This is a genomic window from Nocardia coffeae, from assembly GCF_019890715.1.
Lineage (GTDB): Bacteria > Actinomycetota > Actinomycetes > Mycobacteriales > Mycobacteriaceae > Nocardia > Nocardia jiangxiensis.
Genome location: NZ_JAINZY010000008.1, coordinates 231,953 through 245,732, shown reverse-complemented (window position 1 = coordinate 245,732; position 13,780 = coordinate 231,953). Strand labels below are relative to the sequence as shown.

14 protein-coding genes are annotated in these 13,780 nt (G+C 68.9%); 5 read left to right on the top strand and 9 right to left on the bottom strand.

What is annotated here, in order from left to right:
• Positions 1-10: 10 nt before the first annotated feature.
• Positions 11-781, bottom strand: a complete 771-nt coding sequence (locus tag K7711_RS47855; protein ID WP_235747925.1) for an ABC transporter permease — start codon at positions 779-781, stop codon at positions 11-13.
• A gap of 211 nt (positions 782-992) precedes the next feature.
• On the opposite strand from K7711_RS47855, the gene K7711_RS47850 reads away from it, so the two are divergent.
• Positions 993-1,250 (top strand): hypothetical protein, encoded by a 258-nt coding sequence (locus tag K7711_RS47850; RefSeq protein WP_235747948.1) that lies wholly within the window; start codon positions 993-995, stop codon positions 1,248-1,250.
• Between the two features lie 10 nt (positions 1,251-1,260).
• Here the strand turns inward: K7711_RS47850 and K7711_RS27795 are convergent, their stop codons facing one another.
• Positions 1,261-2,019, bottom strand: a complete 759-nt coding sequence (locus tag K7711_RS27795) for an ABC transporter ATP-binding protein (RefSeq protein WP_222972532.1) — start codon at positions 2,017-2,019, stop codon at positions 1,261-1,263.
• A gap of 119 nt (positions 2,020-2,138) precedes the next feature.
• Positions 2,139-3,395 carry an amidohydrolase family protein gene (locus K7711_RS27790; protein ID WP_222972401.1) on the bottom strand — a complete coding sequence of 419 codons (1,257 nt, stop codon included), beginning with the start codon at positions 3,393-3,395 and terminating at the stop codon, positions 2,139-2,141.
• A 215-nt stretch (positions 3,396-3,610) separates the two neighbouring features.
• On the opposite strand from K7711_RS27790, the gene K7711_RS27785 reads away from it, so the two are divergent.
• Positions 3,611-4,258 carry a helix-turn-helix domain-containing protein gene (locus tag K7711_RS27785; RefSeq protein ID WP_222972400.1) on the top strand — a complete coding sequence of 216 codons (648 nt, stop codon included), beginning with the start codon at positions 3,611-3,613 and terminating at the stop codon, positions 4,256-4,258.
• A 32-nt stretch (positions 4,259-4,290) separates the two neighbouring features.
• Positions 4,291-5,256, top strand: a complete 966-nt coding sequence (locus tag K7711_RS27780) for a PDR/VanB family oxidoreductase (RefSeq protein ID WP_222972399.1) — start codon at positions 4,291-4,293, stop codon at positions 5,254-5,256.
• Positions 5,257-5,308: 52 nt separating this feature from the next.
• Here K7711_RS27780 and K7711_RS27775 read toward each other — a convergent pair whose 3' ends face one another.
• Positions 5,309-6,892, bottom strand: a complete 1,584-nt coding sequence (locus K7711_RS27775; protein WP_222972398.1) for an AtzH-like domain-containing protein — start codon at positions 6,890-6,892, stop codon at positions 5,309-5,311.
• Positions 6,893-7,085: 193 nt separating this feature from the next.
• Between K7711_RS27775 and K7711_RS27770 the strand changes: the two genes are divergently transcribed.
• Complete coding sequence (locus K7711_RS27770) at positions 7,086-8,006, top strand: MBL fold metallo-hydrolase (protein WP_222972397.1); 921 nt, start codon at positions 7,086-7,088, stop codon at positions 8,004-8,006.
• Positions 8,007-8,114: 108 nt separating this feature from the next.
• Here K7711_RS27770 and K7711_RS27765 read toward each other — a convergent pair whose 3' ends face one another.
• The 5 genes from K7711_RS27765 to K7711_RS27745 all read right to left on the bottom strand — a co-directional run bounded on the left by K7711_RS27765 (position 8,115) and on the right by K7711_RS27745 (position 12,533).
• The gene (locus K7711_RS27765; RefSeq protein ID WP_222972396.1) at positions 8,115-9,509 is read right to left on the bottom strand and encodes an amidohydrolase family protein; all 1,395 of its coding nucleotides are present in this window, start codon (positions 9,507-9,509) and stop codon (positions 8,115-8,117) included.
• Positions 9,502-10,251, bottom strand: a complete 750-nt coding sequence (locus K7711_RS27760) for a cysteine hydrolase family protein (protein WP_222972395.1) — start codon at positions 10,249-10,251, stop codon at positions 9,502-9,504. The genes K7711_RS27765 and K7711_RS27760 overlap by 8 nt, the downstream gene beginning before the upstream one ends.
• On the bottom strand, positions 10,248-10,703 hold the full coding sequence (locus tag K7711_RS27755) for a cupin domain-containing protein (protein ID WP_235747872.1): 456 nt from the start codon (positions 10,701-10,703) through the stop codon (positions 10,248-10,250). Before K7711_RS27755 ends, K7711_RS27760 begins: the two co-directional genes overlap by 4 nt.
• 120 nt (positions 10,704-10,823) lie before the next feature.
• Positions 10,824-11,546 (bottom strand): GntR family transcriptional regulator, encoded by a 723-nt coding sequence (locus K7711_RS27750; protein WP_222972393.1) that lies wholly within the window; start codon positions 11,544-11,546, stop codon positions 10,824-10,826.
• Positions 11,547-11,726: 180 nt separating this feature from the next.
• Positions 11,727-12,533: a BMP family ABC transporter substrate-binding protein gene (locus K7711_RS27745; protein WP_222972392.1), complete on the bottom strand. Its 807-nt coding sequence runs from the start codon at positions 12,531-12,533 to the stop codon at positions 11,727-11,729.
• A gap of 37 nt (positions 12,534-12,570) precedes the next feature.
• Here K7711_RS27745 and K7711_RS27740 point away from each other — a divergent pair, with 37 nt between their 5' ends.
• A complete protein-coding gene (locus K7711_RS27740; protein WP_268929471.1) occupies positions 12,571-13,734 on the top strand; it encodes a methylenetetrahydrofolate reductase C-terminal domain-containing protein in 1,164 nt (387 codons plus the stop codon).
• Positions 13,735-13,780: the final 46 nt, after the last annotated feature.

The window sequence follows — 13,780 nt, the reverse complement described above, 5'->3', positions numbered from 1 at the left end:
AGGGAACGGGTCAGTGGCGGGCGTCGTCGTACCAGGCGCCCACGATCCTGCGGCCGAGCCAGCCGAACAGCACGAACACGACCACGCCGAGGGCCGAGGCCAGCAGGATGGCCGCGAACAGCTGCGGTGCCTGCAGCCGGGAGCGGTAGTTGTCCAGCAGGATGCCGATGCCCGGATCACCCTGCTTGAAGAAGAAGTCGCCGACGATCGCGCCGACCACCGACAGGCCCGCCGAGATCCGCAGACCGGCGAAGATCGCGGGCATGGCGGCCGGGAACTCGAGCTTGCGCAGCACGGTCCACCGGCTGGTGTTGCGCAGCGCGAACAGCTCGCGCAACCCCTTGTCCACCGATTTCAGGCCGAACAGGGTGTTGGAGACGATCGGGAACAGCGCGATCAGCACGCACACGAAAACCCTGGAGATGAAACCGAATCCGAACCAGAACCCGATCAGCGGCACCAGCGCCAGAATCGGGATGCACTGCATGACCACCGCGTACGGGAACAGCGCCGTCTCGGCCCAGCGCGCCTGCGCCATCAGCACCGCCCACACGATGCCCAGCACGACGGCGATCACCAGCCCGACCCCGGCGACGCTCGCGGTACGTCCCAGCGCCTGCCACATCTCCTGGGCTTGCGGGCCCAGCAGCCCGTCGGTGATCACCTGTTGGGGTGGAGGCATCAGGAACCGGCGCTCGGGGGTGAGCAGCGCGTAGCTGATCAGGTACCAGACGCCGATCACCAGAGCGAGCACCGCGAGCGGGGCGATCACTGTGCGCAGCCGCCGCGGGGTCGCGCGCGCGGGCTCGGACGTCCCGTTCTGTGTCGATGTTGCAGAAGTAACTGGGGCGGAACCGCTTTCGGTCGATCCCTGGATGGAGGGCTGGTTCGGTGAGTTCGGCCCTGGTAGCAGCGCTGTCGTTTCGGCCGACTCCTGAATAGAGCCGTTGGGTGTTTCGGGCTGCGGCGCTGTTTCGGGAACAGCATCGGCAGTGGGTGTTTCGGTCGAGGCATCGACGGTGGATCCGGTGTTCCCGGCTGGCTTCGGCCTCGCGCTCTGTGGCGTTGTTGCGGAACTGGTTGAGGCGTTGAGTGTTTCGGTCGGCTCCTGTCCAGAGCCGTTGGGTGATTCAGGCTTCGGCGGCTGCGGTTCCGTGTCGGAAGCGGCGGCGGTCGGTGTTGTGGTGGGGGCCTCGGCGTTGGCTTCCGTTGGCGGGGTGCGGATATCGGAAGCTGCTGGGGAAGTGTGAGTTTCAGTTCTCATGCGTGAATTCCTCGCAGTGACTGCGAGACTCGGCTCGCCAGGTCGGTGAAGGCATGCGTGTAGCGGATTTCCGGTCGACGCGGAAACTCGAACGGGACCTCGAATTCGGCGACGATCCGGCCCGGGCGCGGTGACATCACCGCGACGCGGGTGGACAGGTAGACAGCCTCGGCGACCGAGTGGGTGATGAACAGTCCGGCGAATCGGCGGGCGGCGAACAGTTCGGTGATCTCGTCGCCCAGGCGCTCGCGGGTGATCTCGTCCAGTGCGCCGAAAGGTTCGTCGAACAGGAACAATTCGGGATCGACGCTGAGTGAGCGGGCCAGGGACGCGCGCATCCGCATGCCGCCGGACAGCATGCGCGGCAGGTGGTCTTCGAAGCCGGTGAGGCCGACCAGCTCGATGGCCTCCTGGGCGCGGCGGTAGCGCTCGGCCCTGGGCACGTGGTCCAACTCGGCCAGCAGGGCGATGTTGTCGCGGACCGTGCGCCAGGGCAGCAGCGTCGGATCCTGGAAGACGTAGCCGATCCGGTTCGCGCCAACCTGGGCGTAGCCGCCGGTGGCGGACTCCAGTCCGGAGGCGATTCGCAGCAGGCTCGACTTTCCGCAACCCGATGGCCCGACCACGCTGACGAATTCGCCCGCGCGCACGGTCAGATCGACTCCCTCCAGGGCGAGAGTGCCGTTGGGATAAGTCAGTTGGGTCGAGGAAAAGCCCAGGACCTCGGTGCCGGGGCGCGGTGACGCCTCGTGCATGGGCGGGGCAGGGGACGGCGAGCCGGCGGAGTTCGTGGATCCGGCCGGGTAGGTGAGCTGCGAGGTCGGTGAGCCGGTGCGGCTCGCGGGTTCGGCGGGGTGGGTGAGTTCGGAAGACATCAGACCTCCAGTGGGGCGACTTCGGCCGTGCGGTACTCGGTGCGGCCGATCGAGATGATCGCGCCGTCGCGGATGACGATCCGGTCGGCCGGCGCGGTGGCGACGACGTCGAGCAGGCTGGTGCCGCGCACGGCCAGAAACTCCGCGCGCGCACCGGGTTTCGCGCCCGCCTCGGGCAGACCCAGTACGGTGCGCGCACCGTCTGTGACCAGGTGCACGGCCGTGCGTGGCGGAACGTGTCCGGCCGCGATCAGCAGGGCGGCGGTCTCCAGGGCGTCGCTGCGGCCCAGCGGGTTGAACGGGTCGCGCACGTTGTCCGCGCCCGCGGCCACCGGGATCCGAGCCTCGAGCAGCGCGGTGAGCGCGGTCAGCCCGCGCGGTGTGGCGATCGGCTCGTCCCGGCCTTGCAGGTACAGGTTGGTCAGGGGCAGGCTCACGATCCCCATGCCCGCGTCGGCCAGCAGCGCCAGCACGGGTGCGAGTTCGTGGGCGGGCAGGGTGCCCAGGCGGCAGCAGTGCCCCGCGGTGCGGATGCGGTCCGCGGGCCAGGCGGCTACCCGCCGGGCGTAGTGCGCGAGCGTGTGGTGGTCGCCCCGGAGGAATTCGTCCACGTGTAGATCCGTTCCGACACCGCGGGATTCGGCGAAGTCGAGCAGCCGGGTGAGCTCCGCGGCGGGGTCCGGTGCGAGATGCGGTGCGCCGCCGAGCAGATCGGCCCCGGCCGTCAGGGCCGCGTCGAGGGTGACGGCATCGGCGCCGGGCGGCGCCAGTGCGACGATCTCGATGTCGACCAGGCCGCGCAACTCCCGGCGCACTCGGTCCACCGCCCGGATGCCGCGCAGCGGGTCCAGGCCGCCGAGGATGTCGGCGTGGGTGCGGACCGCCGTGGTGCCGTTGCGCAGCAGGGCCAGGGCGGCGGCGGTAGCACGCCGATGAAACGACTCCTCGTCCAGCTCCGGGCTGCCGCGCCGCCACACCTCGATCGCGGTGGCCAGATCCGCGTCCGGCGGCGCGAGCACATCCCAGGACAGGGCCTTGTCCAGGTGGGCGTGGGGTTCGGCGGGCGCGGTGAGCAGGACGAAACCGGTCAGATCCAGGGTCTCGGGGTCCTCGTGCGGAGGCCGGGACGTACTCGGCCGCACCGCGATGACCCTCGCGTGCGGTCCGTCGTGGTCCAACTCGATGTCGACCACCGCGCCGTCCGGGGTCCTCGCACCACAGATCCGCGAAATGCGGTGCGGTAGATGATGATCCATGGAGATCCTTCGCTGAGCGGGTGGTGGTGGCTCGCGGCGTGGCTGGTCGGCGAGGCGTAGCGGAACAGGTAATGTTGATGTGATCAACATTCAGTACTATTCAGCCGGGGTGTTTCCGGTAGATGAACCACCTAGCTACGGTCTTGTTAATTCGTCCCTCGCTCGGGCGAGATTCGGCGAACCCCGGCGAGAGACGAGGAGGGAAGGTGCGGGATATGAAGGCGCAGAACGGATCCGGGCCGGACGACACGGATCCCCGGGTGCTGCTCGGCGCCGAGATCCGCCGGCGGCGGCGCGAGTCCGGGCTCACCCTGGTCAGGCTCGCCGAACAGGCACAGATCTCGCACCCGTTCCTGAGCCAGCTCGAACGCGGCCTGGCCCGGCCCAGCATGCTGACCCTGGCCCGGATCGCTGAGGCGTTGGGCAGCACGCAGGTGGAGCTCATGCTGGCCGCCGACACCGCCGGTCGCGGTGAATCCGCGGAAACGGCGCAGTCCCAGGTGATCCGGTCGCACGAGGGCGTGCAACTGCCGCGCGGCATCGCCCGATCGGGCCAGGAGGAGGGCTCGACCCGGCTGCTGGTGCACGGCCGGGCCGCGTTCTATCCGCAGGAATTCGTGGACGTGAGTGGCGATTTCGGCCCGTACTTCGTGCACGACGAGGACGAGTGGGTGTACGTCGTGAACGGGGCGATCGTGGTCGATCTGGGCGATCACGGCGACGCGCGGCTCGCGGAGGGGGACAGCCTCTACTACACTGGCGGCACACCACACCGGTGGCGTGTGGTGGACGCCCCGCAGGCCAGGCTGATCGTCGTGAAAGCGGCCGGGCGCGAGGCGGATTCCCGTGGCTGGGACAAATAGTCCGGCGGGGCCCCGACTTTCGGGAGCACCCGATGATCATCTCGACCTCCGCCGATGCGGCCCCTATCGATGTCGTCGTGCGCGAACGGCACTGCGTGGCACGCGATATCGATGAATTCACGCTCGCGCGCCCCGGCTCCGGCGCTCTCCCTGCCTGGGAGCCCGGCGCCCATATCGACCTGCTGCTGTCCGATGCGCTGGTCCGGCAGTACTCGCTGTGCTCGGATCCCGTCGACCTGTCCACGTACCGGATCGCGGTGCTACGCGAACCGCACGGGCGTGGGGGTTCGGTTCGGGCGCACGAGCTGCTCCGGGTCGGAGCGCATATCTCGATTCGACCGCCGCGCAACCACTTTCCACTGGTCCGTGCGCTCGGCTACGTCTTCGTCGCCGGCGGGATCGGGATCACGCCGATGCTGCCGCTGGTGGCCGCTGCCGCACGCAGCGGACGGCCCTGGCGGATGGTGTACACCGGCCGGGACGGTGCGAACATGCCGTACGCCCGGGAATTGCGTGAGCGCTACGGGGATGCGGTCACCCTGCACCATTCCACCCGCGACGGGCGGTTCGACCTGGCCTCCGACCTGGCCGGATCGTCGCCGGGAACGGCCGTGTACGCCTGTGGTCCGACGAGTCTGATCGCCGCCGCCGAGGCCGCCTGCGCCGGGCTCGAGTCGGTGGACGTGTTCGCCGAACGATTCACCGCCGCGGACCTGCGCGCCGCCGACTCGCGCGCCTTCGAGGTGTCCTTGGCGGTATCGGGTCTGACCCTGAGCGTGCCCGCCCGTCGAACGATCCTGGAGGTGGCCGAAGCCTCCGGTGTGGTGGCACTGTCCTCGTGCCGCGAGGGAACCTGCGGCACCTGTGAGACGGGTGTGGTGAGCGGGGAGGTGGACCACCGCGATTCGGTGCTGACCCCGCAGGAGCGGGCCGAGAACGAGTCCATGATGATCTGCGTATCCCGATGTGCGGGAGAACGTTTGGTGCTCGAGCTGTGATGTCCGACCGGGATATCCGCCGCGCGTCCAGCTCCGGCGGCGGTTTGCCGAGCTAGCGCGGGTCGGTCTGTGTCGAGGCGAAGGCCAGGAGGCTGTGATCCTGTCCGGGAGCGGCCACCAGGCACAGGCCGATCGGCAGGGTGTCCGCGCGCACTGCGGGGACGCTCAGCGCGGGCAGTCCGGCGAGGGAGGCCAGGCAGGTCAGACGTAATGTCGCCTGCCGCACCGACTCCAGGAGTGCGGGGGCGGTGTCGCGGCGCGGCGCTGCCGAGGACGCGGACGGCAATGCCAGGACCGTGCCCGGGGGCAGTGATCGCAGCAGTTCCGCGCGCATCGCATCCAGCAGTCGCTGGGCTGATTGCCTTGTGGCGCTGTCGATATCGCGTCCGGCGTGGAAGCGGGCGGCGATCTCCGGGGAGAGCGCGTCCGGATGCGCGGTCAGGAATTCGCCGTGCGTTTCCCATGCCTGTGCCGTCTGCTCGGTGCGAAACGCGGTGAAGACGGCGTCCAGTCCGCCCGAGTCCGGGTAGGTGAGTGCACCCGGGACCGGCGGTGGCAGCACGGTTCCGGAGGCCGCTCCGTGCAATGTCAGTGCCTGTACCGCGGCCCGGAACGATTCTCGTGCCGCCGGATCGAGCAGTTCGACCAGCTCGGCGGCCACGACCACGCGGGTGATCGGCTCGACCGATTGCGGCGGGAGCAGGGCCGCACCCGCCCGGGCCAGCAGACCGGCGTCGCGGGTGAGCAGTCCGACGCTGTCGAAGCTCGGCGCCAATCCCACCAGCCCGGTGCGGTCGATGACACCGTGCGTGGTGCGCAGTCCGTAGAGCCCGCAGTACGAGGCGGGGACGCGGATCGACCCCGCGGTATCGGTGCCCAGGCCGATGTCGGCGAGCCCGGCCGCGACCGCGGCGGCCGGACCGCTGCTCGATCCGCCGCTGATACTCTGCGGCGCAACAGGATTGGGGGTATCACCGTAGTGCGCGTTCGAGCCCGACAGGGAGAAGGCGAGCTCGTCGGTGTGCGCGATGCCCGTGACGTCGGCCCCGGCCGCCAGCAGGGCCTCGACCGCGGCCGCGTGCCGGGACTCGACCGGAGCCTCGGACAGCCACACCGGATTTCCGGCGCCGATCGCCTGCCCGGCGACGGCGAACAGATCCTTCACCGCGACACGGGTATTCGTCAACGGGCCGTCACCGCCGCGTGCGAGCGGCTCGGGTCCCGGTGCGACACGCCAGATCGGGTCATCGGGTGACGTAGCGGCGGCCACGGGAGTCGGCGCGGCGGAGACATGGGCCACCGTGATCGCCCAGCGTCCGCCGCTGCGCTCCCAGACCTGAGTTTGGATGCCGCGCAACCCATCCGCGCGCTGGGTCCGCGCCACGATCACCCGCGCGTCGGGACCGAGCGAGCGGGTGTGCACCTGCAGCAGGGTGCGTGCCGGTGCGCCGCTGCGACCGGCCCGGAACGCGGCGATCGCGTCGTGGCCGACCAGCATGTCGCCGGAGTCGCCGCGCAGGGTGCGGGGGCCGTCGGCGAACGCGACGTCCAGGGCGGGAACGTCGTTGGCCATCAGGGCTCGTTCGTATTCGGCGAAGGCCAATCGCAGGTCGTCGTCCAGATCGTCGAAGGTCACCGGTCGGACTGTACCGATAATGTTGATGTGATGAACATTTCGCGTGTAACAGTGCCGTGAACCTTCGTGCCGGGATCGACTGCCGAGCTGGTCTTCTGGTGATCCGGATCATCTGGCGCACAAGCTTTACGTCGAGGAAATACCTCGCCGCTACGGTGGAAAATGTAACTGTGATCAACATCGGTGAGGTGTGATGAGGCCATCGGCTCCGGCGTCGTGCATCGACGCGCACTCGTGGTTCGACGTGCGAGAGGTCGGGCAGGACATCCATATGATCAACGAGCCGGGCCATGCGGCCTGCTACCTGGTCATCGGAACCCGCTCGGCGCTGCTGTTCGACTCGGGATTGGGGATCGCGCCCATTTCCGAGATCGTGCGGGAGCTGACGAATCTGCCTGTGCTGGTGGTGTCCTCGCATCACCACATCGATCATCGGGGCGGCAATGCTGATCTGGCGGCGCAGCTGCAGGTGCAGGATTTCTGTGCCCATCCCGCCGCGGTCGATCGCGGATCCGGGTGCGCGCACGAGGCGGCGGATCGGGAATTCCTGCGTGCCTATGCGCGGGCGATGACCGACGTGGTCGCCGAATTCGGCCGTTTCGCCGAGTTGGACGCCCGGTACTTCTTCAGCCTCGCGCGTGTCGGTCATCCGCGCCCGCTGCCGGACCTGACGGGGTGGGCGGTCGGGGCTACGCAGGTCACCCGGACCCTGGCCGATGGCGAGACCATCGATCTGGGTGGGCGAAGCCTCGAGGTTCTGCACACGCCCGGGCATGCCCCGGACGCCCTGTGCTTGTTCGAAAGATATTCGGGCATATTGCTTTCCGGTGACACCGTGCTGTCCGCGGCGCATTGGCTGCACGGTCCGGGTGCGGACCCGGTCGGTTTCGCCGCCTCGACGCGGCGTCTGGCGCAACTGCCGATCACTCGAATCCTGGCCGCGCACAACATCGTCTGCGAGCTTCCCGGCCGTGCTGCCGGTGAGGTCGCCCGGGCCGCGGCGGCTCTGCTGGAGGGAACGACAACCGTCACAGCCGGATACGACATGCTCGGCCATCCGGTGACGCGCCACGACTGTGGACCGGTCACCCTGCTCACCCCGCCGAGCGTCTGAATCATGTTCGCGCACAGTCGAATCCGGAGCACAGCACCGTTGGAAAGGATGTCGACAGACGCTCACCCGGCTGCCATCCGCACTCCGGCACCAGCGTTTCGCCCGGATTCACACGGCCGCTCGGGTCGCGGGTGTCAGTCCGTCGAGGCGTAGCCGCCTGCTCGCCTCGGCCGCCAGCGGGGACAGCGCACGGCGCCCGTCACTGACCATCGTGCCGCCCACGTAGACGCCGACGAGATTGCGCAGCCCGCAGGAAAGTACGTACGCGTCGACCGGTCGCCACAACGGCCCGACGTCGGGAGCGGTGGGATCGACGAGCACGAAATCGGCCAACTTGCCGGGCTCCAGACTGCCGACGCGGTCGTCGATGCCCAGGATCCGGGCCGAACCGAGCGTGTGCATCTCCAGGACGCGCCGCATCGAGATCGCGCTCGGATCCTGGGTTCTCGCCCGCACGCTGTACGCGCCGATGCGCATGTTCTGCCAGGGATCGGCGAGGTCCGAGCACGCCTGATCGTCCAGTCCCATGCCGATCTCGATGCCCGCCCGTTCCAGCGCCGGGATGTCCGCCACACCCGAGCCCAACCGGCCGTTGGCGGCAGCCTGCCAGCTCATGCGTGCGCCGGTCGCCGCGGTCCGCGCGATGAATTCCGGTGTCGGGTGCACGAAATGACCGAGGATGAAATCCGGCCCGAGCGCACCCGCGCTGTCGTACCAGTCGAACTTCGCCCGCTGGCGCTCGAGCGCCACCGACGTCTCCAGGAAATGCGCCTGGTTGACGACGCCGAACTCCCGCATGAGCGCCACCTCGTGCCGCGCGGAGTCACGGTTCTCGGCCCACTGGACCCCGCCCATGACCGCGGCTGCCAGCGCGTAGCGACGGTCCAGTCCGAGCACGTGGTCCACCGATCCGCGGAATCGTTCGCGGATCTCGGCGAAGGTGCCGATGTCGGAGTCCGGGCGGGTGGCGTTGACGAACCGGATTCCGGCGTCGTATTTGGCGTCGATCTGGCGCAGGATGTGCTCGAGCGGCCGCAGGTGCGTGCCGGGTTCGGTGCGGTGACCATCGATCATGTCCGCCCACGGTTCGCGCGGGTCGGTGAAGTCGAACGCCGTGGTGACGCCCGCGTTGAGGAAGTCGAACGCGCCGTGCAGCGTCGCCCAGTAGATCTGGTCGAGGGTGGCTTCGCGCGCGGCGCTCATCACCACGTTCGCCCAGTCGTAGAGCTGGTCGTCGGCGGCGAGTCCGCGAAGGCCCGAGGTCCACAGGTGGCTGTGCGCGGAGACGAAACCGGGCGCCACGAACCGGCCCGCGGCGTCGAGCAGGGGAAGATCGCCGTGGACCGGAGTGCCCTCGCCGAGTTCGGTCACGATCCCGTGCTCGATCCGTAGCCAGCCGTCGTCCAGGTAGTAGGGCAGGCCGGACTCCGGCGGGGCGCCGGTGATCAGCCGGGCATGCGTGATCAGCAGCGACGAAGTCAGTCGCGGAGTGTGTTCAGACATCGGACTCTTCCAGCATGGCGACGACGTCCTGCCATGCCGCGGTGAAACCGAAGCACTGACGCACGTTGTAGACGGTGGCCTCGAGACAGAAGGCGGGCGAGGAGGTGGTGGCCGCGCCCTCGACGAGCACTGTGTTGTAGCCGAGACAGGCGGCATCGGACAGTGTGGACAGCACACATTGGTCGGCGTTGACACCGGCGAAGAACAGCGTGTCGACTCCGCGCAGGCGCAGCACGCTGTCGAGTTCGGTGTCGAAGAAACCGCTCATCCGGTACTTCGCCACCTGGATGTCCTCGTCGGCGACGGTCAGCTCGTCGACGACCGCGGCGCCCCAGCTCCCGGCCGTGAGGACCGCCTCGCTGCGCCCGACCGGATCGCCGATGCCGCCGCCGGATCCGTCCGGGTCGTACACGTGGATGACGTTCGCGGGCAGGTTCGCCAGATCCGGCCGGTTGCCCCAGTTGAGCCATACGACGGAAACTCCAGCGGCACGGGCTGATTCGGTCAACGCCAGGCACGGCTCGATGGCCGCGCGAGGACCGGAAACATCCACACCGATGGAGCTCAGCCATCCTTCGGGATGGCAGAAGTCGTTCTGCATGTCGATCACCACGACGGCGGCTCGGCGCAGGTCCAGGCCGAGTTCCTGCGGCTGGGCGGGAAGGGTGCGGATGCGCGGCGCGGGGGCCGGGGGATGCAGGTCGACGTGTGTCGCGGAACGAAACCAGGACTGGCGCATCATGACTGCCGGAGACCGGCGAAGATCGCCTGCTTGTCCCGGTCGTCGAACGTCGTCGGGGTGCCCGTGGTCACCAGGTGCTCGAATCCGTCCGGGAGGGAACCCTCGTTGTCCGTCGTCATGATCGTGACCGCGTAGAGGCGCTCGGTCGCCGAGGTGTTCCGGATCGTGTGCGTCGAACCCTTCGGCAGCACCAGGACGTCACCCTGGGCGAGCCGCACCACGTGCTCGTCGCTCGTGGCCTCGGCCTCGCCGTTGAGGATCAGGAAGATCTCGACCGATTCGGGGTGGGAGTTCTTCGGCTGTGCTCCACCGGGCTCCCAGATCTCGAAGAACACGCTCGTGGGCGAGCCGTCGGCGGGACCGGTCAACGGCACGAGTTTGACGGGGTCGGTGGGCGCGATGAGGCGCGCGACGAGGTCGTCGACGTGTTTCACCACAGGTGCTTCGGCCAAGGGGAACTCCTCGATGGGCAAGTGTGCGACCGCGACTGCGCGCGTGCGATCCATGGTCAGACAGCGCCATGACGGCGGAATTACGCGACGTTTATGCCCGTGAAACGAAACGGCCGTGCGCTACCCGCGACGGACGGCCCGGCGGACCATCCCGTACTCCACGCCGTCCATCAGATGCAACTCGTGCGCCCGGTACAGGCGCGTGCCGTGCAGCGAAGCTCCCACCAGCGTGATCGATAGAGCCGGGCGGGCATCGTCGAGTGCCAGCACCTCACGCCACGCGCCCTCGGGGACCACCGCCCCGATCTTCGCGGACTCCCACTCCACCGACTCGCCCCGCAGCACCTCGACGATCTCGAAGACGGAGTATTCGGTGTCGAAGACGACGTCGTCGCGCCGCCGTGCGGGGATGACGTCCTCGGCGGCGATCCGGGGCGTGCCGTCGCCGAGCCAGCGCTTGACCACTCGCAGGCACTCCGATCCGGTCGGCACCGCGAGATCCGCGGCCTCGACATCGTTCACGGTGGACCATTCGACGCTGATGACGTCGACCTCGACCTCGAAACCAGCGTCCTCGAGCAGTGTCGACAGCTCGTAGGACTGGTCGATCCGCAACGCCACGGAGAAGGCGCTCACGTTGGGGAACGTGCCCTGGTGCGCCCGGCGGGCGACGAGCCCGTGCGCTTCCAGACCCACCAGCGCCTCGCGCACCATGGGCCGGGACACGCCCAGTCGCCGGGCCAGTTCGATCTCCGGCGGCAGGGGCGTCCCCCGCTCCGCCGCTTCACGGCAAATGCGCTGCAATTGCTCGTGGAGCGAATCGGATCCTGCCCTGTCTGCCATCGATGCTCCCGTTCGGTTGCCGCGGTACCTCTGGTGGTGAGAAAGCAGGGTAACCCGGCCGATGTGCCGGTGCTCGCTGAATCATCCTGTGACGCAACAGGAACGAAACCGCTGCGACCCGAGACCTTTACAACGCTGTCTTACCTTCGGGATGTGCTTCTCCCCGTACTCCCGGCGTCGTCACGAAGGTGCGCGTTCGAGCCAGATCTCACCGGCCTCCCATGTGCACGTGTGCACGCCGGGCAGTTTCGTCCCGGCTACAGCTGTGCGGACCAAGTTTTCCAGCACCGGCGCGATCGCGCTGCGGATGCTCGCCGCGTCGTCGCCGACCGGGGTGAGAAATCCGTAGGTCCGCGCGCCGAGCGCTCGGGCGGCAGTCGTTGCCGCGGCGCCCGCCTCGTCGGCCGAATGCGCGACGAGGCCGCACTCGAAATGCCGGACCAGGTGCTCGCCGGTCACCGCACCCCGGTCGACGTCACGGAAATCGGGCAGGTGCACCACGATGACCGACCGCCGCTCGTCCACATCGGACACGCCCCGGACGAAAGCGGCCGCCGTTCGCCGCTGCGTCGGCACCGCGGGCCCCGCGACGAAACCGATCGGCCCTGTCGTCTCCGCCGCCGCGGCCCGGCCCGCGTGCTCCGCGCCCACCCACCAGCGCCAGTCCACGAGGGTGAGGCCGGGCGGCGGCTCCGCGGCGCCGTCGGCGTACTCCAGCGGGACGTCGCTGAGGATCACCGACCGCACGGCGCTCTCCGTTGCGCCGAGCAGTTCGAGCGCCGCGTCGTAGTACTGGATGCCGTGCAGCACAACGACATCGGGTGCTGTAGGGCCGAGCCATGTACGAGGTATGTCACCGACCGCGGACTCGACGTCCAGTCCGGTCGCGGTGAGGCGGTCGACCGCGTGCCACGCGCCGCCGATCCATCCTTCATCCCGGTCCGCTGCCGGGACCGCCACTCCAACCCGCACTGACGACGCAGCCATTCCGCTGAACTCTCCACAATCCGAATCGAGGACGACCATGCAGACCGTGCTGCCCGTTCACTATAACTGTCCCAAATCCATGAAAATCGGTCCATGCGGCGGGGTTTTCGCAGACGGCGGCTGCGAGACCGCGCCGGAGAGCACGTGTGTATTCCTCGATCCCGGCCTGGCGGCGCGGCGTGCGGCGGACGAAACCGCGTTCCTCGCGGATCTTTCCGCGCCGGGCCCCGCCGGTGCGGGCAGCCGGTTCAAACAGCGCTTGGACTCGGGACGGTTCGCCGTGATCGCCGAGGTGAACGGCGCGGACAGCGCCGATGCGAGCACGTTCGTCGAAGCGGCCCGCGTGGTGTCGGACGTCGCGGACATCGTGTCGGTCACCGATCACTCCGGCGCCAACGTGCATATGGGAAACATTGCGGCGGTGGCGCACCTGAAGGCGGCCGGACTCGAGGTGATGCCCACCTTCGGCTGCCGCGACCGCAATCGGATTGCCCTACAAGGTGATCTGCTGGGCGCGGCCAGTCTCGGCGTCCGGGATGCGTTGCTGGTCACCGGCAACCATGTTCTGGTCGGTGACTCACCCTCGGCGACAGCGGTGTTCGATCTGGACAGCCCGCGCCTGCTGGCGATCGCCGACCGGCTGCGCACCGAAGGCCGATTCGACAACGGCCGAGCGGTGGAGGTCAAACCCGATCTGCACCTCGGCAGCGTGGCCCACCCGTTCGCGCCGCCACTGGGCGACCGCCCGCGGCAGGTCCTGCGCAAGGTGCGTGCGGGCGCGGATTTCATTGTCACGCAACATATTTTCGACCTGCCCCGCTGGCGGGAGTTCATCGCCGGGGTCAACGCCCTGCGCGGCGACGAGCGTCCCTTCGCACTGCTCGGCGGTGTCGCGATCATGCCGAGCGAGCCGATCGCGCGGGCGGTGAACGCGGGGCTGCGCGGGTTCTCGATCCCCGAACAGATCCTCGAACGGTTGCGCCACGCCAAGGATCCACAAGACACCGGCCTGGACATCGCCGCCGAGACCGTGCGGGAGCTGCACGAGACCGACGGCGTGGCGGGATGCTTGCTCGCCCCGGTCACCGGCAGGCAGAACGCGCTCACCGCGTCCGCCGAGCAAGCCGAGCTGATCGCCGAGGTGCGGCGTCGCGCGGGCGTGCCGGTCGATGCCTCCGCACAGACCGGAGCGGTCGCATGAGCGAACGATCAACACAGCGCGGCTCTACGCGCGACGAACTCCAGCG